This window comes from Trinickia sp. EG282A (genome assembly GCF_040965455.1).
Taxonomy (GTDB): Bacteria; Pseudomonadota; Gammaproteobacteria; order Burkholderiales; family Burkholderiaceae; genus Trinickia; species Trinickia symbiotica.
Genome location: NZ_JBFRCC010000001.1, coordinates 1,670,580 through 1,690,325, shown reverse-complemented (window position 1 = coordinate 1,690,325; position 19,746 = coordinate 1,670,580). Strand labels below are relative to the sequence as shown.

The 19,746-nt window shown below is 66.3% G+C and carries 18 protein-coding genes; 2 read left to right on the top strand and 16 right to left on the bottom strand.

Translation table 11 applies throughout. From position 1 onward, the window contains the following. Positions 1-40 precede the first annotated feature (40 nt). From AB4Y31_RS07705 to mltG, 3 genes are read right to left on the bottom strand one after another with little or no spacing between them, the layout of a single operon-like run. Positions 41-1,072 (bottom strand): DNA polymerase III subunit delta', encoded by a 1,032-nt coding sequence (locus tag AB4Y31_RS07705; RefSeq protein WP_368673373.1) that lies wholly within the window; start codon positions 1,070-1,072, stop codon positions 41-43. A gap of 52 nt (positions 1,073-1,124) precedes the next feature. Beyond that, positions 1,125-1,745 carry a dTMP kinase gene (tmk, locus tag AB4Y31_RS07700; RefSeq protein ID WP_368673372.1) on the bottom strand — a complete coding sequence of 207 codons (621 nt, stop codon included), beginning with the start codon at positions 1,743-1,745 and terminating at the stop codon, positions 1,125-1,127. After that, positions 1,746-2,759, bottom strand: a complete 1,014-nt coding sequence (gene mltG / locus AB4Y31_RS07695; RefSeq protein ID WP_368673371.1) for an endolytic transglycosylase MltG — start codon at positions 2,757-2,759, stop codon at positions 1,746-1,748. It lies immediately after the preceding gene. A gap of 79 nt (positions 2,760-2,838) precedes the next feature. Between mltG and AB4Y31_RS07690 the strand changes: the two genes are divergently transcribed. Together AB4Y31_RS07690 and AB4Y31_RS07685 are read left to right on the top strand one after the other, a co-directional pair. Beyond that, positions 2,839-3,873, top strand: a complete 1,035-nt coding sequence (locus AB4Y31_RS07690; protein WP_368673370.1) for a folate-binding protein YgfZ — start codon at positions 2,839-2,841, stop codon at positions 3,871-3,873. 15 nt (positions 3,874-3,888) lie between these two features. Beyond that, positions 3,889-4,716 carry an NRDE family protein gene (locus AB4Y31_RS07685; protein ID WP_368673369.1) on the top strand — a complete coding sequence of 276 codons (828 nt, stop codon included), beginning with the start codon at positions 3,889-3,891 and terminating at the stop codon, positions 4,714-4,716. Here the strand turns inward: AB4Y31_RS07685 and AB4Y31_RS07680 are convergent. From AB4Y31_RS07680 to AB4Y31_RS07620, 13 genes are all read right to left on the bottom strand, one after another. Further along, positions 4,713-5,186: a GNAT family N-acetyltransferase gene (locus AB4Y31_RS07680; RefSeq protein ID WP_368673368.1), complete on the bottom strand. Its 474-nt coding sequence runs from the start codon at positions 5,184-5,186 to the stop codon at positions 4,713-4,715. The two genes, AB4Y31_RS07685 and AB4Y31_RS07680, sit on opposite strands and share 4 nt — an antisense overlap. Positions 5,187-5,199: 13 nt before the next feature. Beyond that, entirely contained in the window at positions 5,200-6,054 is an 855-nt protein-coding gene (locus AB4Y31_RS07675; RefSeq protein ID WP_368673367.1) for an SDR family oxidoreductase, read from the bottom strand. A gap of 35 nt (positions 6,055-6,089) precedes the next feature. Further along, the gene (locus AB4Y31_RS07670; RefSeq protein ID WP_368673366.1) at positions 6,090-6,578 is read right to left on the bottom strand and encodes a PaaI family thioesterase; all 489 of its coding nucleotides are present in this window, start codon (positions 6,576-6,578) and stop codon (positions 6,090-6,092) included. 23 nt (positions 6,579-6,601) lie between these two features. Then, positions 6,602-6,904, bottom strand: a complete 303-nt coding sequence (locus AB4Y31_RS07665) for a Dabb family protein (protein ID WP_026230170.1) — start codon at positions 6,902-6,904, stop codon at positions 6,602-6,604. 240 nt (positions 6,905-7,144) lie between these two features. After that, the gene (locus AB4Y31_RS07660; RefSeq protein WP_368673365.1) at positions 7,145-7,489 is read right to left on the bottom strand and encodes a transcriptional regulator; all 345 of its coding nucleotides are present in this window, start codon (positions 7,487-7,489) and stop codon (positions 7,145-7,147) included. Further along, the gene (locus AB4Y31_RS07655) at positions 7,486-7,773 is read right to left on the bottom strand and encodes a DUF6516 family protein (RefSeq protein WP_018443379.1); all 288 of its coding nucleotides are present in this window, start codon (positions 7,771-7,773) and stop codon (positions 7,486-7,488) included. Before AB4Y31_RS07655 ends, AB4Y31_RS07660 begins: the two co-directional genes overlap by 4 nt. Before the next feature lie 95 nt (positions 7,774-7,868). Next, positions 7,869-9,251 (bottom strand): efflux transporter outer membrane subunit, encoded by a 1,383-nt coding sequence (locus AB4Y31_RS07650; RefSeq protein WP_368673364.1) that lies wholly within the window; start codon positions 9,249-9,251, stop codon positions 7,869-7,871. 30 nt (positions 9,252-9,281) lie between these two features. Continuing rightward, a complete protein-coding gene (locus AB4Y31_RS07645; RefSeq protein ID WP_368673363.1) occupies positions 9,282-11,297 on the bottom strand; it encodes a MacB family efflux pump subunit in 2,016 nt (671 codons plus the stop codon). 2 nt (positions 11,298-11,299) lie between these two features. Then, positions 11,300-12,490 (bottom strand): efflux RND transporter periplasmic adaptor subunit, encoded by a 1,191-nt coding sequence (locus AB4Y31_RS07640; protein WP_368673362.1) that lies wholly within the window; start codon positions 12,488-12,490, stop codon positions 11,300-11,302. A 153-nt stretch (positions 12,491-12,643) separates the two neighbouring features. Next, a complete protein-coding gene (gene pncA / locus AB4Y31_RS07635) occupies positions 12,644-13,267 on the bottom strand; it encodes a bifunctional nicotinamidase/pyrazinamidase (RefSeq protein WP_368673361.1) in 624 nt (207 codons plus the stop codon). Positions 13,268-13,303: 36 nt separating this feature from the next. Continuing rightward, positions 13,304-14,959 carry a 3-(methylthio)propionyl-CoA ligase gene (locus AB4Y31_RS07630; RefSeq protein WP_368673360.1) on the bottom strand — a complete coding sequence of 552 codons (1,656 nt, stop codon included), beginning with the start codon at positions 14,957-14,959 and terminating at the stop codon, positions 13,304-13,306. Positions 14,960-15,135: 176 nt separating this feature from the next. Then, positions 15,136-18,810, bottom strand: coding sequence for an AAA family ATPase (locus AB4Y31_RS07625; RefSeq protein WP_368673359.1), 3,675 nt, complete (start codon positions 18,808-18,810; stop codon positions 15,136-15,138). 160 nt (positions 18,811-18,970) lie between these two features. Further along, positions 18,971-19,741: an MBL fold metallo-hydrolase gene (locus tag AB4Y31_RS07620; RefSeq protein ID WP_368673358.1), complete on the bottom strand. Its 771-nt coding sequence runs from the start codon at positions 19,739-19,741 to the stop codon at positions 18,971-18,973. Between the last annotated feature and the right edge of the window lie 5 nt (positions 19,742-19,746).

Here is a 19,746-nt window from a genome sequence, read left to right as displayed (position 1 = left end):
TGATAGGGGCTCGTGTTGGTCAAGGGGTGCAAAGGCCGCGTCAGACGAACAGCTCCCGGTAGCCGATGAAGAGCGCCTCGAATACGAGGCGCGCGTTGAGCGGATGATTTTCGACCGCCCGCTCGCGCGTGACCGTCCGCAGGTAGCGCGCGAATGCGTTGGCGTCGACGCGCGCGGCGCAGCGCGCGAGCTCGCGCTCGGCAGCCGGGAAGTAGCGCGGACGGCGAGCCGTCCGCTCGGCGAGCAGATCGTACAGCCAACGCTGGAGCCAGCCGAGCACAACCGGAACCGGTAGTTTCTGCAGTGCCTCGCCGCAGGCAAACGCGTCGCATTCGGCGCCCGCCGCGAGCTGCTTTAGCGCGAAATCGCGCAGTGCACGGTTCTCGTCGGCCGCGAGTGCGAGCGCCGCGAGCGGCGCACCGCCCGCTTCGGCGAGCAATGCGGCGGCCTCTTCGACGCCTTGGCTCGCGAGCCATTCAGCTGCCAGGTCGGCCGAGGGTGTGGGCATCGGCCATTGACGGCAGCGGCTGACGATCGTCGGCAACAGGCGGTCGATACGTGCCGATACGAGCAAGAACACGACGCCGGGCGGCGGTTCTTCGAGTGTTTTCAAAAGTGCGTTGGCCGCCGCCGCGTTCAGCGCCTCGGCCGGATAGACGAGCACGACGCGCGCGCCCCCCCGGTGCGAGCCGACGCCGCAAAAATCGAGCAGCGCGCGCACTTGCTCGATCTTGATCTCCTTGCTCGGCGTGCGAGTCTTCTTGCCTTCGTCGGCGTCGCTTTTCTCGTCGGACGGTGCGGCGCCGCCTACGCCGACCTCGGCCGCGAGCGCCTCCGGTGCAAGCGCGCGGTAGTCGGGATGGTTGCCTTGGACGAACCAGTTGCAGGCGAGACAAGCGCGACATGGCTCGCCGTTTTCGCGCGGCGCCTCGCAGAGGAGACCCTGCGCGAGGTGCTGCGCGAAATGCAGCTTGCCGATCCCTGCCTGCCCGTGCAGCAGCAACGCGTGCGGCCATTGCGCGCGCAGCCGTTGCAGGCGGTTCCAGTCGTCGAGCTGCCAGGGGTAAATCATGATCGGGTCTTCCCGTTGGGCCTCGTTGCTTCGGGGTTCGAAAGCGGCATGCTCACATCGTGGAGATGAGCTCGTCGAGCGTCTTGCGGATGCGCTCGATGCTTTGCGTCGCATCGATGATCGCGAACCGGTACGGCGCCTCGTCCGCGCGCCGCAGGTACTCGGCGCGCGTGCGCTCGAAAAACGCCTCCGTCTCGCTCTCGAACTTGTCCGGCGAGCGTACGGCACTGCGCCGCTTGCTGGCCGTCTGCGGCGGCACGTCGAAGAGCACCGTCAGGTCCGGCTGAAACCCGCCCTGCACCCAGCGCTCGAGTGTCTCGAGCTTGTCGCGCGGCAAGCCGCGCCCGCCGCCCTGGTAGGCGAAGGTCGCATCGCTGAAGCGGTCGCTCAGCACCCAGTCGCCGCGCGTCAGCGCCGGCTCGATCACTTGCGCGAGGTGCTCGCGCCGCGAGGCGAACATGAGCAGCGCTTCGGTCTCGAGATCCATCCGGCGATGCAACAGGAGCTCGCGCAAGGACTCGCCGAGCGGTGTGCCGCCAGGCTCGCGAGTGACGATGACGGTCCGCCCGCTCGCGTCGAGCTTTTCCTCGAGCCGGTCGCGAAACCAGGCGAGATGGGTGGTCTTACCCGCGCCGTCGATCCCTTCGAACGTAATGAATTTGCCTCGCGCCATTTATTGTTGACCTCGAATGTACTTGTCGACGGCCTTGTTGTGGTCGCCGAGCGTATCGGAAAATACACTGCTCCCGTCGCCTCGCGAGACGAAGTAAAGCGCGCTCGTCTGCGCGGGGCGCATCGCCGCTTCGAGCGCCGCCGCGCCGGGCAGCGCGATCGGCGTCGGCGGCAAGCCGCGGCGCGTGTAGGTGTTGTAAGGCGTGTCGCTCTGCAGATCGTGCTTGCGCAGGTGGCCCGCGTATTCGTCGCCCAAGCCGTAGATGACCGCAGGGTCCGTCTGCAACGGCATGCCGAGCCGCAGCCGGTTCGCGAACACGGCGGCCACGAGCGGACGATCGGACGACTTGCCGGTCTCTTTCTCGACGAGCGAGGCCATCGTCAGCGCCTCATAAGGCGACTGATAGGGCAAGCCGGGCTCGCGCTCGGCCCAGGCCCGCAAAAGCTGCTGCTGCATCAGGCGATAGGCGCGGCGATACACGTCGAGGTCGCTCGCGCCCTTATCGAAAAGATAGGTGTCGGGGAAGAACAGTCCCTCGGCGTTCGTGACGGCCGTCTCAGATGCGCCGATCGCGGCCAGCAGCTGCGCGTCGCTCATACCGGCCGTATCGTGCTTGAGCGACGGATCGGCGTCGAGCTCGGCCCGCATCCGCTTGAACGTCCAGCCTTCGATGATCGTGACGACGTCCTCGTTGGTATCGCCGAGCGCGAGCTTTTGCAGGACCTCGTAGGGCGTGACGCCGCTCTTGAACTCGTAGTTGCCCGACTTCAGCCGGCTTTGCAGGCCGAGCGCGCGCGTCATCAATATGAAAGGCTCGGGCGCGAACGGCACGCCACCGCGAATCAATTGTTGCGCGACACTGCGCACGCTGCTGTGCGGCTTGATCGTTACGTCGACGACGGGGGCCGAGAGCGCGACAGGCTTCATCGCCCAGTAGTAGCCGCCTGCAACGAGCGCGGCAAGCGCAACGACTGCGACTGCCCCGAGAGCGAGGCATTTCTTCAGAAGGGACATGCGGAACATGGCTCGGATAGACCTCATATAATAACTTGATCGCATCCGCCAAAGTCAGGATTGACTGAAGTCCCATTCCATGAACGCCCCCACCGTACCCGCACATCCGAACGCCGCCACGCTTCCCGCCGCGCCGCGGCCCCAATCGGCCGAATTCGAATCGGTTCTCGCGCGCGGCGCCTTTATGCGGCTCGATCAATTCGGCGTAATCGAGGCGACGGGCGACGACGCCGCGACATTCCTCCACGGCCAGCTCACGAACGACGTCCAGCATCTCGACGCGGCGAGCGCCCGGCTTGCCGGCTACTGCTCGGCCAAGGGCCGGCTGCTCGCGACGATGCTCGCCTGGCGCGCGGGCGAGGCGATTCGGCTGATGCTGGCGAGAGACGTGTGCGCAAGCGTGCAAAAGCGTCTGTCGATGTTCGTTCTGCGCGCGAAGGCAAAACTCGTCGACGTAACCGGCAACGTAGCCGTCGTCGGCTTCGCGGGTGACGTGCGCGCGGCGCTCTCGGCCGTTTTCGACGCGCTGCCCGACGGCGTGCACGTGCAAGTCGGCGGACCGGCCGGCGCCCTGATCCGCGTGCCCGATGCGATCTCGCGCCCGCGCTACCTCTGGGTCGGACCGAAGGACGAGGTCGAGGCGCGCCTGCCCGCGCTCGAGGAACGGCTCACGCGCGTGAGTCCTGCCGTATGGGACTGGCTCGACATCCGCGCCGGCGAGGCGCGCATCACGCAAGCCGTGGTCGAGCAGTTCGTGCCGCAGATGGTCAACTACGACGTGATCGGCGCGGTGAATTTCCGCAAGGGATGTTATCCGGGGCAGGAAGTCGTCGCGCGCAGCCATTATCGCGGCACGATCAAGCGGCGTGCCGCCCTCGCGCATATCGGCGATACGGCGGGTGTGGTCCCTGGCCGCGAGGTGTTTCACTCGGCCGATCCGGCTCAGCCTTGCGGCATGATCGTCAACGCTGCCGCAGCCCCGCAAGGCGGCTTCGACGCGCTCGTCGAAATCAAGCTGGCCGCGCTCGACGAAGGGTCTATCCACCTCGGCTCGGCGGATGGCCCGATGCTCGCGTTCGAGCCGTTGCCGTACGCGTTGCCGACTGAGGTCTGAGCCGCGCCTGCCCACATGTGTCTTATCGTCTTCGACTGGCGGCCCGATGCCGAGCGCGGCCCGCTATTCACGTTGGCCGCCAACCGCGACGAGTTTTTTCGTCGCACGACCGCTCCACTCGACTGGTGGCGGGACGCGCCTCATCTGCTCGCAGGGCGCGATCTCGAAGGCGGCGGTACGTGGCTCGGGCTGTCGCGCGATGGTCGTTTCGCGGCGCTGACGAACTATCGGGCGCCGCGCGACGTTCGGCCCGGGGCGCCGACACGCGGCGCGCTCGTCGCCGGTTTTCTGGCGGGTGCGGCGCTCCCGCCCCTCGACTACTTGCGAGAAGTGGCCGAGCGAGGCGCCGTGTACAACGGGTTCAATCTGATCGTCGGCGATTTCCGCAGGCGCGAGTTAGGTTGGTACTGCAACCGCGGCGAGGCTTCCCCCGTACTCGTGCGCGCGGGGACCCATGGCATCTCTAATGCGGTGCTCGATACGCCTTGGCCTAAGCTCGTGCGCAAACGTGGCGAGTTGGCCGAACTCGTCGCCCTCGACCGGGAGGCGAAGCTGCCCGAGCTGATCGAGTTGATGCGCGATACGAGGATGGCGAGGGACGACGAGTTGCCCGCAACGGGCATTCCGATCGAGCGCGAGCGCGCGCTTTCGGCCGCCTTCATCGAAACGCCCGACTACGGTACGCGCGGCACGACAGCCCTGCGTGTATCGGCGCACGGCGCGCGCCTTGCGGTGGAGATTGTCGAACGCAGCGACGATGATGGCTCTCATCACGTCGTGCGGCCCGGCGGCGTCGAGCGGCGCTTCAGCTTCGATGTTGCGGTTGCCGACTCGGTGCGCTAGCGAAAATTCGAGGCGCTGTGGGCTTCGGGCGGGATGGTCAGAGGGCGCCGCATCTCGACGTGCTCTACGCCGGCCTCTTCGAACGGCTCACCGATCCTGGTAAAGCCATGCCGCTCATAGAAAGGCACGACGCGGGATTGCGAATAGAGCCATACCGCCGCGTCGCCCCGGTCGGCCGCGTGCGCGATCAACGTGCGCAGCATGCTTGAGCCGATTCCGCGGTGGCGCGCTTCCGCGAGCACTGCGAGCCGGCCGATCGCTCCGCCGGGCAAAAGCCGACCCGTGCCGACGGGCCGGCGCCCGCGATCGGAAGCGCGATACGCGACGACGTGCAGCGCATCGAGGTCGGCATCGTCCCACTCGTGCAGCGCCGCGATACGCTGCTCATGGAAGAAAACGGCGTTGCGCACGAGCGTCGCGTCAGCGCCGAGCCTCGGCCAGTCGCCTGTCTCCACCGGGAATTCGCTCATTGCATTTCGAGCCTCAAGATCTTTCGTCGGTGCGCGGATCGCTAGGCGCACGAAACTGCTCGATGTCGTCGTGGCGCGTCCGAATGCTGGACAGGATGGCCGGTTGCGGAAACACGTAAAACCGTTGCTCGCGCACGGCATCGAACGCCGCCTCCGCAATTTCCGCCGCGCTCAGCCGTCCCGCGCGCACCGCCTTGCGCAGTTCCCGGGTCGCGAGGATTTGCGAGGCGGATCGCGCCCCTTTGTTGCGCCAGTGAGCCGGCCGCGCGCGCTCCGCATCGGCGATGCCCGTGGGCACGAACGCCGGGCACAGCAGCGAGCACCCGATGGGTGCCGCGACCTGGCGCAAATCGTGGTAAAGCGTCTCGGTCAGTCCGACGACGGCATGCTTCGACGCATTGTAGACGCCCATCATCGGCGGCGCGAGAAAACCGGCGACGGAGGCGGTGTTGACGATATGCGCGGGCTCGTCCTGGCGCAACATGATCGGCGTGAAAACGCGCACTCCGTGGGCCACGCCCATCACGTTGACGCCCATCACCCAGGCCCAATCGTTCGCGCTCATTTCCCAGATCAAGCCGCTCGCTCCTACCCCTGCGTTGTTGAACAGCAAGTGAGCTTTGCCGTAGACCGAAAGCGTGCGCTCGGCGAGCGCCTCGACCGAGCTGCCGTCGGACACGTCGGTCGGCACGCCCATCGCGTGCGCGCCCGTCGCCGTCAGTGCATCGACGACGCCGGCGAGTGCTTGCTCATCCACGTCGGCCAGCACGAGTTTCATGCCAAGCGCGGCGGCCTTTTCGGCAAACGCGCGGCCGAGACCGCTGGCGGCGCCGGTGATGACGGCAACTTTGCCGTCGAAATGGTCCATCCGCTCTTCCCTTTTGTCGAGGCCGATCGAACGGCTCAGGCGTCGCTCGGTCCCGGCTTGCCCGCGGGCGTCCGGCGGCGTCGCTGCTCGACGACGTCGCGCCCGATCGCGAGCCGGCGCGTGTATTTGAAGGTACCGAGCGCTTTTGCGACGAAATGGCCCTCGCTGTCACGGACTTCGCCTTCGCAATAGGCCATAGTCGTCGAGCGGTGGAGCACGCGTCCGTATGCACGCAGTTCGCCGCGCCCGGGCTGCATGAAGTTGATTTTCATTTCGACGGTGACGACGCCGACACCATCATCGGCGAGGCTGCGCGCCGCCGTGGCGAGTGCGGCGTCGGCAAGCGTCATCGTCACGCCGCCGTGCGCGATCCGCCACGTGTTCAGATGCGATTCGTCGAGTGCGAGGACGACTTCGCTCACGCCGTCCGCGGCTGAGACGAGGCGCACCCCGAGGTGGTCGACGAACGGGCTCTCGATTGCCTGCGGATGCGAGTCGGCACTCGCGGAATGGTTTTCGGACATTTCAGTGCGCGCCGGGCCGCTCGTCAGATTTCGTAGTCGACGCACTCGCGCGTTTCGCGCACTTTGCCGACGAATGCCTTCAGTGCTTCGTGCGTCGGGTGGACCTGATAGGCGTCGAGCGCCGCCTTGTCGGCGAAATCGGACACGAGGACGACATCGTAAGTCGATTCGAGCCCCGGCGCGGCGATGCCGACCTCCAGGCGCACGATGCCGGGGACGATGTCCCGGCATCCCTCGAGTTTTTCCTTGAGCTTGCGCGCGTTTTCGGCGCGCGTCGCGCCTTCGGCCGTTTCTTTCAGCTTCCACATCACGATGTGTCTAATCACGGTTCGTCGACCTCAATTGAAGGTTTTTGGAAAAAGGGTTGCTGCGGGGCGCCGCCAGGGCATTAGCGGTCTTCGATAAGCTCGCTGGCAAAGTGCGCCTATACGGTAAAGGGTCGCGGTATAGTCCGCGGCTCAGTTTACAGGAAGCCCGCGGACCTCGTGGCCGAGCGTGCGCGCTGGCAAAGTAAGGATAAGCGTCTGAGAATTTCCGCCCCTCTTCGAGCGCAGATGGGTGCGGGGCTACGCCGCAGCTTTCAGGGTGAAGTCGACATGAACGGCATCGTACGGAAACTCGAAAGCGCCGTCTTCGTTACGGTCGATAACACCAGCATTCAGCAAGGCGTGGACGTCGTCGCTCACGCGGCGCACGTCGCGCCCGACTCGCCGGGCTATCTCGCGCATACCGAGCGGGCCGGCGCCCGTCATAGCCTCGAGAATTTCCCAGCGAAGTTGCGTCATCGTCTGAAACAGCAGCGCGGGCGTGGCAAAGCCGATGTATTCGCCCTGCTGTTCTCCCTTCGATGCCGCGATGAAGCGCTTCGAGAAGTCGTCTTGCGACAACACGCCAAGCGTTACCGTTCTCATTCTCGTTCCCTCCAGCCCTTCACATCCGACCAGAAGTCGGCAATCAACTGCTCGATCGTCGTGAAAGTGTATGGACTTTCGATATGCCCGATGTGCCGATGATCGCCCTTTCCTCGCTCGTTATCGTACCGAACCTCGCATATGCCCCGAACCACGTAGGCAAGACTGTATTTGTACTGGTGCAAGCTTCCCAGAACAGGTAGTGGAACATGCCATAGCACCGACGCGACGAACGAATCTGGGCCGAGCGCGATGCGATCCCTCGTCAGTAGAACAGCCTTCATCTTGACACCACATCAGATATGTTGTCAACCATGTCAACACTTGGCGCGAATCTGGCGCTTGGAAAACGCATGAACATAGAGTCCGCTTCATTGTTTCAACCTTCCCCCCCGCCAAGCGCGAGATAGAGATCCATGCGGTTCTCGAGCCTCGTAAGGCGGTTCGTCGTGCTCGCCGTCATCGAATGGCGCAGCGCGCGCTGCGCCTCGATCCACGGCGCAAGACTCGTCTTGCCGGCGCGGAAGCGAGTCTCCGCGAGCATCGCTGCCCGCTGCGCTTCGACGACCGCGCGCTCGCGCTCCACGGCTTGCGCATCGAGTTGAGTCCGCGCCGAGAGTGCATCTTCGACATCGGCGAGGGCTCGGTGAAGCTTTTGCCGGAAATCGGCGACCGCTTCGTCGTATTCACTGCGCGCGACTCGAAGCTCCAACTGCTTCGTCTTCCATTGCACGAATGGCAACGTAAGGCCAATCCCGAGCGCTGCGACAGGGCTTTGAAGCGTGCGCACGAGTGCCTCGCTGCTCGTGCCGAACTCGCCTGTCAGCGCAAATCTCGGATAAAAGCTGGCGCGCGCAACGTCGATGTTGGCGAGCGAAGCCCGCAGACGGGATTCGGCCGCGCGCAGGTCGGGACGGCGCGCCAGCACCTCCGAGGGCAAGCCTGCGCCCACGGCCGGCAGCGTGGCAGTCGAGAGGTCGATCGGTTCGGCGGCGCGCTGCTCGGGCGCGCGATCGAAAAGAACAGCGAGTGCGTTGCGCTTCGCTTCGCGTTCCATCCGCAGTCCCGATTGTTCGGCGCGCTGCTGCGCCGCCTGCTGCTCCGCTTCAGCGACGTCGAGTGCCGATGCCGCGCCGGCTCGATGGCGCGCTTTGGCAAGCTCGACCATTCGCTCCGCATCGGCGATGCTTGCTTCGCCTCGTGCGAGCAACTCGTTCAAATTGCCGATCTGCCAATAGAGCTTCGCCGTCGTACCAATCAGCGCGAGCGCGGCCGCTTCGCGGTCAGCTGCGCTCGCCCGCGCCTTCCACGCGGCCTCGCTACGTTGCGCGGCGAGCTTGCCCCAAAGATCCGCTTCGTACGAAAGCGACGCGTTCACATAGACGACACGGCGCGTTCCGGCCGAATCGAACTCTCGCGAGACATTGATGCCGGCGTTCGCTTCCGCGCTCGGCATCGCGATGAGTCCCGCTCGCAGCCGCGCCCGGTGAACGCGAATCGCGGCAATGGCCAGATCGTTGTTCGTCGCGAGCGCTTCGTCGATCAGCTCCGTCAGTGTCGCGTCCTCGAACGCCACCCACCAGCGACGAGCCGCCGGTGCCGCGGCTCGGTCAGAGGCGGCGAGCCATTGACTCGGCACCGCGACGGCCGGGGGGAGTCGACCGCCGCTCGGCGAGATGCAGCCTGTGAGCAGCGCACTAACGCAAACCGCGCCAATGAGGCGTCTGGCATGGACGCGGATGTCGTGTCGCTTGAATTTCATCTTGAGTGCCCGATGCATTCGTTGTTCTCATCAATCGCGCGCCAGCGCGACCACCGGATCGAGTCGCGCCGCATTGCGCGCCGGCGCAAAGCCGAACACCACGCCGACGAGCGTCGACGAGACGACGGCCGCGACGAGCGTGTTCGCCGAAAACACCATTCGCCAGTTGTCGACGAACGCTTCGAGGACGAAGCTCGCGCCGAACGACAAGGCAATGCCGATCGCGCCTCCCATCAGGCAGACGAGAACGGCCTCGACGAGAAACTGATACATCACGTCGCCACGCCGCGCACCGACCGCCATGCGAATGCCGATTTCGCGCGTGCGCTCGGTGACCGATACGAGCATGATGTTCATGACGCCGATGCCGCCCACCACGAGCGATACGACGGCAATCAGCGACAGCAGCAGCGTCAGCGCCTGGCCGGTCTTGTTCATCGTCTTGATGACGCTGTCCAGGTTGTAGGTGAAAAAGTCCTTGCGGCCATGCCGCCGGGTCAGCAGCTCGGTGATGCTCTGCTCGGCCGCTTCGCTCGGTTGCCCCGCGCGAACTCTCACGACGATCCCCTCGACGTGGCGTTGCCCGAAGAGCCGCGCGCTCGCCGTCGTGTAAGGGACCCAGACGTTGAGCGTGGTGTTGTCGATAAAGAACGACCCGCGCATATTCGCCCGGACGCCGATGACGACGCACGGCACGTTGTCGATCAGTACCACCTTCCCGAGCGGATCGACGTGCTCGCCGAAGAGCTTCCGACGGGTATTGCTATCGATGACGACGACTTGTGCGTAGCGACGGACTTCCTCGGCGCCGAACGCTATGCCGGCCGCCAATTCGTCGCCGCTTACACGGAAGTTGCTTTCGCTGACGCCCGAGACGCGCGCGTTGACGTCGACGTTGCCATATCGCAACAGCATCGAGCGGCTCGTGAGCGGGGTCACGCTATCGACGTACGGCTCTTCGCGCAACGCGTTCGCGTCGGCCGCAACGAGCGTCTGGATCGATTCGGCGAGGCTGTCGCCCCAGTCTCTTCCGGGATAGACGCTGATCGTGTTCGCACCCATCCGGCTGATCTCTTCGAGCATGTAGCGTTTCGCGCCCTCGCCCGCCGCGACGATCGAGACGACGGAAGTAACGCCGATCACGATCCCGAGCATCGTCAGCAGCGTGCGCAAACGATGAGCGAGGAGCGCCGAGCAAGCCATCGCGGCAGCCTCGGCGAAACGGGCCAGCACGCCGGTCCGCCCTCGTCCGAGCCGTTCGCTCGTCGGCACGGCGCGCGCCGCCGCGGCCGTCGCGTCGTCATGTGGAGCCGTCCCGCCTTGGTACGTCCGCCCTTTCGGCGGTGCCGCGGCCGACGGGACGTTCGCGCCATCCGCTGTGACGGCGCCATCGCTGATTTCGACGATGCGGCTCGCGTGGCTTGCCACGTGGGGGTCGTGCGTGACGACGATCACGGTGTGACCGAGCGCGTTGAGCTCGCGCAAGATCGCGATGACCTCATCGCCGCTCGCGCTATCGAGGGCGCCCGTCGGCTCGTCGGCAAGAATCACGTCGCCGCCGTTCATTAGGGCGCGTGCAATGCCGACACGCTGCTGCTGGCCGCCCGAAAGTTCGGCCGGGCGGTGCGAGCCGCGCTCCGCAAGCCCGAGCCGCGCGAGCAATGCCCGGGCGCGCTCGCGCCGAGCCTCGCGAGCCATGCCGACGTAGATCGCCGGCATTTCCACATTGGCGATCGCGTTAGCGCGCGGCAGCAGATGGTAGCGCTGGAAGATGAAGCCGAAACGCTCGCGGCGCAGCCGGGCCAGGTCGTCATGCGAGAGCGTGCCGGTGTCCACGCCGCCGACCTTGTAGGAGCCCGCGCTCGGCCGATCGAGGCAGCCGAGGATGTTCATCAGCGTCGACTTGCCGGAGCCCGAGGCACCGACGATCGCGACGAATTCGCCCGATTCGATCGTAAGATCGACATCGCGCAGCACCGTGGTTTCTTCATCGCCGGCACGAAAGCGCCGCGTGACGCCGGTAAGCTCGATGAGCGGCTCGCGCATCGTCAGGCTCCCGCGTCCAGGGGCGCGTCGCTCGATTTCGCGGCCGTACCGGCGATGACGCGCTCCCCTTCGCTCAAGCCAGCGAATACTTCGGCTTTCACGTTGTTGTTGATGCCAATGCGGACGTTGCGCGTCTCGACGCGGCCGTCGTTCGCCAGGACGCGCACGCTGTGACTGCCATCGCTCGCCTTGGCGCCGAGCGCGGAGGCCGGAATGGCAAGCGCATGCGACGCCTTGCCGAGGACGACGCTCACCTGCGCCGTCATCGAGATGCGCAGCCGATGGTCCGGATTCGGCACTTCGAAGAGGGCGTTGTAGAAGACGGCCGTATTCGGCCGCGAGCTCTTGTCCTTGCCGCCCGGACCGCCGCTGTGCATATCCGCGAAGTCATGGGGGGCCGGCTCGACCGCGCGCAGCTTGCCTTCGTATCGCGTGTCGGGATCGCCGAGAATCGTGAAATAGGCTGGCTGACCGGGCGCGACGCGCACGACATCGGCTTCCGAAATCTGTGCCTTGACCGTCATCGTGTCGAGGTCCGCGAGCTTGAGGATGACGGGCGCCTGCTGCTCGGCGATGACGGTCTGCCCCTCCTGGGTCACCAGCGCGACGACTTCACCGTCCATCGGCGCAACGATGCATGTATAAGCCACGCTCGCCATTGCCTTTTCGACTTCGATGCGTGCCTTCTTCAGCTTTGCGTCGAGCGAGATCAGTTCGGCGCGCCTGACGGCGAGGGCCGCGGCGGCCGTGGCCGCAGCTTCGCGCGAGGTCGCTTCGGCGAGCAACAACTGCTGCTCGCGCTCATCCGCCAGTTCGGCTTCCCGCAGCCGCGCCAACGCGGCTTGCCGCTCGGCTCGCAGATCGTCTTCATTGACTCGCGCCTGCTGCAGCGCGTATTGCGGCAACGTTGGATCGATCTGGGCGAGCGTCTGCCCTTTCGTCACCTTGTCGCCGAGTGCGACCTCGAGTGTCTTCAGTTGGCCGGAAACCTGCGCCCCGACATCGACCTCCTTGAGAGCCCGCAACATGCCCGTGGCAAGCACGGCGTCCTCGATGTCCGCGCGCTCGACTTGCGCCGTCAGATAGTTGGGCGGGTCGTCCTTCGCGAAATAGAAGTGATAGAGAACCGCGGCTGCGGTCAGAAATGCTGCGCCCGATATGGCGACGAGCGTACGGCGGTGAATTTTCGGCATCGGTGGTTAACGGCAACGGGATGAGTCCTAGTCAACCTGTCGACGCTACACGTTCCGTCGTGCAAAATTCGCTGCCGCCGGATTTCTCGGACGAAAGCTCGGATGAAAATTCAGAAGAAGCGGCAGCGTATGCCGTTCGCGCTCGCTCCCGCCTCAGCGCACTTCGTCGGCGCGTGTGCGCTCCACGCCTGCCGCCTCCATATCGCGCCAGGCCCGCGCGAGGGAGCCGTCGAGGTCGATGGCCCGGCAGGCATCCTCGACGACGACGGCGTCGAAGCCGGCCGCGCGCGCGTCGAGTGCGGTCCACGCGACGCAATAGTCGGTCGCGAGACCGCAGCACCATACTCGCCTGACGCCCGACTCGCGCAGATAGCCGGCCAAGCCGGTCGGCGTCTTTCGATCCGCTTCGACGAATCCCGAGTAGCTGTCGATGTCGCGGCGGTAGCCTTTGCGGATGACGAGCCGCGCGTGCGCCGCCTTCAGATCCGCATGCATCTCCGCGCCCGGCGTGCCCTGCACGCAGTGCGTGGGCCAGAGCACCTGCTCGCCGTAGGGCAGCCGTAGCGTTTCGAATGGCTGGCGCCCCGGATGGTTGGCCGCGAACGATATGTGGTCGAGCGGGTGCCAGTCCTGCGTAAACACGACGTGTTCGAAGCGGCTGGCAAGCGCGTTGACGACCGGCACTACTTCGTCCCCGCGCGCGACGGCGAGCGCACCGCCCGGCATAAAGTCGTTTTGTACGTCGACGATGACGAGTACGTCGGTCGATCCTTTCATGATGAGCCTCGAACAGGTTGAAACGGCATCGCGCGCTCAGCTCGGGCGGTCGCCGCCGGCCGTCGGCAAGACGTGATCGCGAAACATCTCGCGCAGCTTTATTTTCATCAGTTTGCCCGTCGCCGTGTGCGGCAGCTCATCGACGAATACGACATCGTCGGGCATCCACCATTTCGCCACCTTGCCTTCGTAAAAGGCGAGCAGCGCCTCGCGTGTCAGGCCCTGGCCCGTCGGCCGTCTGACGACGACGAGGAGCGGCCGCTCGCCCCATTTCGGATGGGGACATGCGATGCAGGCGGCCTCGGCGACATCGGGATGGGCGACGGCGACGTTCTCGACGTCGCTCGAACTGATCCACTCACCGCCGGACTTGATGACGTCCTTGCTGCGATCGGTGATTTGCAGGAAGCCGTCGCTATCGATCGTTGCGACGTCGCCCGTGGGGAACCAGCCGTGAACGAGCGCCGATTCTTCGCTGCCGAAATATTTGCCGATGACCCATGGCCCGCGCACGTGAAGCTCGCCGAAGGCGACGCCGTCGCGACGCATCTCGTTACCGTCGGCGCCGACGATCTTCATATCGACGCCGCAAATCGGTCTGCCCTGCTTCTCGAGCAGATGGCGACGCGCTTCGGGCGCGCGCCGCTCCTGCTCCCAGTTGAGCCGCGCGAGCGAGCCGAGCGGCGACATCTCCGTCATGCCCCAGGCATGGATCACACGCACGCCGTAGTCGTCCTCGAACGCGCGCAGCATGGCGGGCGGGCACGATGAGCCGCCGATGACGGTTCGCTCGAGTGACGTAAAGCGAACGCCTGCCTCGCGCACATAGGCGAGGAGTCCCATCCACACGGTCGGCACGCCGGCCGAGAGCGTGACGCCCTCGGCTTCCATCAGTTCGTAGAGCGACCGACCGTCGAGGTCCTTGCCCGGCAATACGAGCTTGGCCCCGGCGAGCGGCGCCGCATGCGGGATGCCCCACGCGTTGACGTGGAACATCGGAACGACGGGCAGCACCGCGTCGCGCGCGGAAATCCCCATCGAATCAGGCAACGCGGCCCCGTATGCGTGCAGGACAGTCGAGCGCTGCGAGTAGAGCGCGCCCCTCGGATGCCCCGTCGTGCCCGAGGTGTAGCAGAGGTTCGATGCAATTTGCTCGTCGAGCTGGGGCCAGTCTAACTCACCGTTCTCGGCCGCGAGCAGCGTTTCGTAGTAAAGGATCGGCGCCGCGATCGTCGGGGGGCGCGACTGCGCATCCGCAAGCGCGATCCATCCCTTCACGTTCGGGCACAGCGGCGCGAGCTTCTCGACGAGCGCCGTGAAACTCGTGTCGAAAAAGACATAGCGATCGTCGGCATGATTGACGATGTAGACGATCTGCTCGAGAAAAAGCCGCGGATTGATCGTATGACAGACGATCCCGATGCCCGTAGTCCCGTAATACGCCTCGAGGTGCCGGTAGCCGTTCCATGCCAACGTGCCGACGCGCTCGCCCTGTCCGACACCGAGCTTCGTCAACGCCTGAGCAAGCTGTTTCGCGCGCCTTTCGCAATCGCGATAGGTGTAGCGATGAATATCGCCTTCGACGCGGCGCGAAACGATCTCGGTGTCGGCCGCATAGCGCGCGGCATGCCTGAGCAGCATCGACACGTTGAGCGGCACATCCATCATCCGGCCCAGCACTGGCTTCGTCATGGCGGCTGTCTCCTCCGGGATGCCCCGTTTTGCCCGAGTCTCGCTTTCAGGACATTAACCGCAGCCTCGTGCGCTCGGCAAGCCGTGCCGACCCGGTTCGACGAAGCATTCGGAAACGAAACTCAGGCCAGCGGGCGCCCTGGCAAGCCCCGCGGGACAGCCCGACGTGCCGGCCACTACGCGGCGACGGCCTCCTTGCGTGCCAGCCCGAGCTGGCAGGCTCGTATGCGTTGTGCGCGTGCTCGACATTTTTCGGCATCGGCTCTTGCCTTCGCTGTCCCGAGTCCATCGAGGCACGCCGCGCGCAACCGCCACAGCGTATCGAGCCCTTGACGGTCGCGGTAGCGGCGCACGATCGACATGGCACGATCGAACGCGGCGAGCGCGTCGGCGTAGCGTTCGAGGTGGCGCAGCGCGTCGATGTACGGGATCAGGAAGATCACGGCGACGCTCGGCATCGCGACATCGACAGCATCGAGCGTGGCTTCGAGCCCATAAAGCTCGACGGTCATGCCGAGGCGGACTCGGGCCCAGTTCTCGATCATCACCGCGACGGCGATCCAGAGATCGTAACCGCGGGCTTCCGCGACGGCACGCACGCGCGCCGTCCACGCCAGCGCCTCGCCGGGGCGGTCGCAGATCTGCATGGCGATGGCCGTGAAACCGTACAGATAGGCCGATGCGGCGGGATTGCGCAATTGGTCGGCGGCCGCCAATGCGCGCGTCAGCGCGGCGTCGATCGTTGCCGGATCCCCCTGTTTGCAGGCGATCCAGAGCAGGAAGCCGAGCGCATAGATATCCGAGGCCTGGCCGACCCGCTCGAGAATACGCCGGCGCATGCCAGGGCTTTCGCCGAACTCCGCGGCAAGCCGCAGATGCGGTTCGGCCTCAGCGAAGCGGCCGATGAAATAAAGGTTGTTGCCCATGGCCTGGTGACCGGCCGCGACCCATGCCGCATCGCCGTGGCGCGTCGCGAGCTCGATCAGCACGCGACTGTGGCGATGCAACGCACCGCGATGGCCGACGCGCGAAGACGAGGGCAACCAAAGCCCCCACTCGACCTGCAGCCGCATCTCGAGATCGCCGCTCGCCTCGGCGAGCTCCTGTGCTTCGCGGAAACAGTCGGATGCGGCGTGCGAGCCGTAACCCTCGAGTTCGACGAGCGCCAGGCCCTTGCCCATCCAGGCCGAAAGCATGGTGGCGCCCTCGATCCGCTGCAGTGCGCCGTGCATCAGCGCGCTGTCGAAATGACTGATGGCATCGCGCTGGGCGCCCTGGAGAAATGCTTGCCGGCCCGCCGCCACGTGAGCGAGCATCGCTTTCCCGGGTTCCCCGGCCGACTCCCAATGCCAGGCGACACGCGCGGCCGGCAGACAGTCCGCGAGACGCTCGGCGGCGCGGCCGTGCAGGGTCCGGCGCTCGTCGAGCGGCAAACGCTCGAGCGCGACGCGATGCAACGCCTGGTGGCGAAACTGATATGCGCCATGCTCGAGCGGATAGAGAAGGCCTGCTTCGACGAAGCGCGCGAATTGCGGCAGCAGTTGAGCGGGCGGCTCGTCGACGACCCGCGACAACTGAACGATATCGCCTTCGTTGCCGAGTACGGCGGCCGAGCCGGCGAGGCGTCTCAGCTTCGGCGACAGTCGGTCGAGACGCGCCGCGAGCAGGTCGTGCAGGTTGCGCGGCAAGTCGACGCCCCGCCGCGCTGCCTCGGCAACCTGAATGCCACGCCCGTGCGCAGGCCGTTGGGCGCCGCTGCCTCGGAGTAAATCCCGTTGGGGGAAGCCGATCCCGGCCCAGTGGCGCTTGAGCTCGACCAGAAAGAGCGGCAGCCCCTCGGCGAGCCGCAAGCCGGCCTCGGCTTCGGCGCGCGTCATCGGCCGTTGCGGCGAGGCAAGCCCGAGCAGGTCGCGCGAGGCGGCATCGTCGAGCCGGGGCGGCTGCATGACCGGAACGCCGACCGGCACATTGCCGGGCTCGCGCGCGAGCAGCAGCGTGAAAGCGGCGACGCTCGTGTTCGCGAGCCACTGGTCGAGCAGCTCGCGCGTCGTCTCATCGGCCCATTGGACGTCGTCGATGACGAGCGTGAGACCGCGCGCGCCGGCAGCCGCGGCCGCCATCGCCATGAGGCGCGCGAACGTGCCGCTCAGCGAGGCCGGCGTCGCCGCGATGCCCTCGGCTTCGCCCTCCATCGCCGGCGCGAACAGCTCGGCCAGCAGCCCCTCCGTGCGCCAGCGCCGCTCGAGCCGGGCGAGCCGCTTCAAGGCCCGTGGGTCGCGCACACCGGGCGCCGCGCCGATCAACGCACCGATCCAGCTGCGCAGCGGCGCGAGCGGTTCGTAGACTGTTTCGCGGCTGCAGCGAAGCCAGACCGCCAAGCTGCGTCGCCTCGCGTGGCGCACGACTTCGTAGGCGAGGCGCGTCTTGCCGAGCCCGACCTCGCCGACGACGGCGACGCTCGTCGCGGTCCGTCGCGCGGCGCGAAGGTAGCGCAGCAACTGCGCCAACTCGGCGCGACGACCGACGAGCGGAAGCTCGAGATCGTCGCCGCGCGGCCGCGCGCGACGCGCGCGCGGTCGAAGGACGACGAGATCGGCATGTTGCGGGTGCGGGATCAAGCGGAAGCTTTCGCCGCCGCGACGGTCGAGATCGCGGCGCAGCCAGCTCGCCGCCTCGGCGCTCGCGAGAATTTCGCCGCCATGGCCGAGCGCGCAAAGACGCAGAGCCGCGTTGACGAAACCGCCCGGCGGTTCCTGGCCGGTTGCGGAAACACTCATGGTCGGCACCGCGCAATGGATGGCCTGAACGAGGCATGCGCTGAGTCCCGCGTGGCCCGACAGCTCGACGGCCAGTCGCGCGGCGGCGAGCGCCGACTCTTCGAGCGCGAGCGGGACGCCGAAATGAACGAGCGCGAGCCCCTCGTGCGGCACGACGAGCCGAGCGGTGCCGTCGCCGATGCGCTGCCGGACGAGGTCGAGCAAGCTCGAGAACGTGGGGCCGTCGCGGCACGTCGATGCGCCGTCCGGGTCGTAATCGACCAACTGCGCGCACAGCAGCGCGATCGGCCGTCGCTCCGGCAGAACGGCCTCGGGCGCCGCCTTTGCCCGCAATCGCGCGGCGAGGCTCTGCGTCTTGGCGTCGGGCTCGGCATCCGATTCTTCCATCAGGCGCCGACAAAACGAGGCGTAATGCGCGAGGGCGGCATCGATGCCGTCGATTTCGGCCAGCGCCTCCATGTAAGTCCGGTTCGCCGGCTCGTCCAGCGGGGCCAGCTCGATCAGTCGCTGCGTCGCGCTCATCGCCTCGCGCATCATGCCGCTTGCCTGCCGCAGCGCGGCAAGCCTGCGCCAAAGCTGTGCGGCCCGGCTCGCGGCGGCGTCGCGCTGGTCGCGCAGCCACGCTTCGAGCTCGGAGTCCTCGGCGGCATCGACGCCAGCCAGGAATTCCCCGACGTACAAAGAAGCCGCTTGCTCGAGCGCGACGATGTCCTCGGCCGCGTTGAGCTCGCGCGCGAAGCGCGTCTGCGCGGCGGCCAGCGCGAGCGCATCGCAGCGCCATCCATCGGCCGCGAGCAGCAGCGTCTGTCGATCGCCTTCGAGCCGATCGTGAGCGGTCCCCAACGCCGCGCGCAGCACATGGATGGCATGCCGCAGGCTGCGGCGCGCGGCATCCCCGTCGGCATCCGGCCAAAGCCTGCTCGCGAGCCGCTCGCGCCGCTGGGGCACCCCGGGTTCCATCGCAAGCCAGGCGAGCAAGAGGCGCACCTTGTCGTAACGGAGGTCGACCTCGCGACCGTCGACATAAAGGCGGCAACCGCCCAGCAGGCAGATTTCGATCATCGAAGCGGACATGGACGGCCCTGACGCGCGGGAGCAGCTTCTGACTTGCTGCGTTAACTAGCGGTTAACGGCATTAACGGCACACGCAATTCTTTCTGAATGTGTCGCGCGTGTCGAGACAAAAGTCATATTTTTTGGCCGTCGCCGGTGTCGCTTGCTTTACATTTTTTTCCTAAAGCCAATAGACGTCGCCTCGCGCCAGCATCGACGGCGCATGGCGACCCGCCGCACTCCGCAGTTCGTCCATCGTCTCCTTCTCGTAGCCAGGCTTTACATGCGAAATCAACAATCGGTAGGAGCCCGCCTGTTCGGGCAACTGCGCGGCGAGCAACGCCGGGCATAGATGCTTCGATTCGACGGCAAGCTTGCGTTGCGCGTCGGGAAACGCCGTCTCCACGATCAGGTAACGCAAGTCGGCAATCCGCGCGACCGCATCCCAGAACGCCGGGCAGACGGACGAGTCGCCGCCGAACGCCAGGCTGCCTCGAGGCGTGGCCACCTCGTACCCCACCGCGGGCACGCCGTGAGCCGCAGGCAGCGGTGCGAAGATTCGCTCGCCCACTGCGCAGGACTCTCCCTCTTCGAGCAGCGCGAAACGCAGAAACGGTCTCGCGGGCGAAGGTATCCGCGTGAAATCCGGCCACAACACGCCATTGAACAGATGCGCACGCAGGATGACCTCCGTTGCCGCCGTGCAATGCACGACGAGCGGCTTCGCGCGCCGCGGCCCGACCGTATCGAGCATCAGCGGCAGGCAGGCGATGTGGTCAATGTGAGCGTGCGTGAGGAAGACATGATCGATGCGGGCAAGCGCTTCGATGTCGAGGTCGGCGACGCCCGTCCCCGCATCGATAAGGATGTCCGCGTCGACGAGCAACGCCGTCGTACGGTGCCCTTCCCCGCCTATGCCGCCACTGCAGCCCAGAACGGTCAGTTTCATCATGCACG

Excerpts from the sequence above, each read along its gene's own strand:
- AB4Y31_RS07705 (WP_368673373.1), bottom strand. The coding sequence starts at position 1,072 with ATGATTTACCCCTGGCAGCTCGACGACTGGAACCGCCTGCAACGGCTG.
- tmk (WP_368673372.1), bottom strand. The coding sequence starts at position 1,745 with ATGGCGCGAGGCAAATTCATTACGTTCGAAGGGATCGACGGCGCGGGT.
- mltG (WP_368673371.1), bottom strand. The coding sequence starts at position 2,759 with ATGTCCCTTCTGAAGAAATGCCTCGCTCTCGGGGCAGTCGCAGTCGTT.
- AB4Y31_RS07690 (WP_368673370.1), top strand. The coding sequence starts at position 2,839 with ATGAACGCCCCCACCGTACCCGCACATCCGAACGCCGCCACGCTTCCC.
- AB4Y31_RS07685 (WP_368673369.1), top strand. The coding sequence starts at position 3,889 with ATGTGTCTTATCGTCTTCGACTGGCGGCCCGATGCCGAGCGCGGCCCG.
- AB4Y31_RS07680 (WP_368673368.1), bottom strand. The coding sequence starts at position 5,186 with ATGAGCGAATTCCCGGTGGAGACAGGCGACTGGCCGAGGCTCGGCGCT.
- AB4Y31_RS07675 (WP_368673367.1), bottom strand. The coding sequence starts at position 6,054 with ATGGACCATTTCGACGGCAAAGTTGCCGTCATCACCGGCGCCGCCAGC.
- AB4Y31_RS07670 (WP_368673366.1), bottom strand. The coding sequence starts at position 6,578 with ATGTCCGAAAACCATTCCGCGAGTGCCGACTCGCATCCGCAGGCAATC.
- AB4Y31_RS07660 (WP_368673365.1), bottom strand. The coding sequence starts at position 7,489 with ATGAGAACGGTAACGCTTGGCGTGTTGTCGCAAGACGACTTCTCGAAG.
- AB4Y31_RS07655 (WP_018443379.1), bottom strand. The coding sequence starts at position 7,773 with ATGAAGGCTGTTCTACTGACGAGGGATCGCATCGCGCTCGGCCCAGAT.
- AB4Y31_RS07650 (WP_368673364.1), bottom strand. The coding sequence starts at position 9,251 with ATGAAATTCAAGCGACACGACATCCGCGTCCATGCCAGACGCCTCATT.
- AB4Y31_RS07645 (WP_368673363.1), bottom strand. The coding sequence starts at position 11,297 with ATGCGCGAGCCGCTCATCGAGCTTACCGGCGTCACGCGGCGCTTTCGT.
- AB4Y31_RS07640 (WP_368673362.1), bottom strand. The coding sequence starts at position 12,490 with ATGCCGAAAATTCACCGCCGTACGCTCGTCGCCATATCGGGCGCAGCA.
- pncA (WP_368673361.1), bottom strand. The coding sequence starts at position 13,267 with ATGAAAGGATCGACCGACGTACTCGTCATCGTCGACGTACAAAACGAC.
- AB4Y31_RS07630 (WP_368673360.1), bottom strand. The coding sequence starts at position 14,959 with ATGACGAAGCCAGTGCTGGGCCGGATGATGGATGTGCCGCTCAACGTG.
- AB4Y31_RS07625 (WP_368673359.1), bottom strand. The coding sequence starts at position 18,810 with ATGTCCGCTTCGATGATCGAAATCTGCCTGCTGGGCGGTTGCCGCCTT.
- AB4Y31_RS07620 (WP_368673358.1), bottom strand. The coding sequence starts at position 19,741 with ATGATGAAACTGACCGTTCTGGGCTGCAGTGGCGGCATAGGCGGGGAA.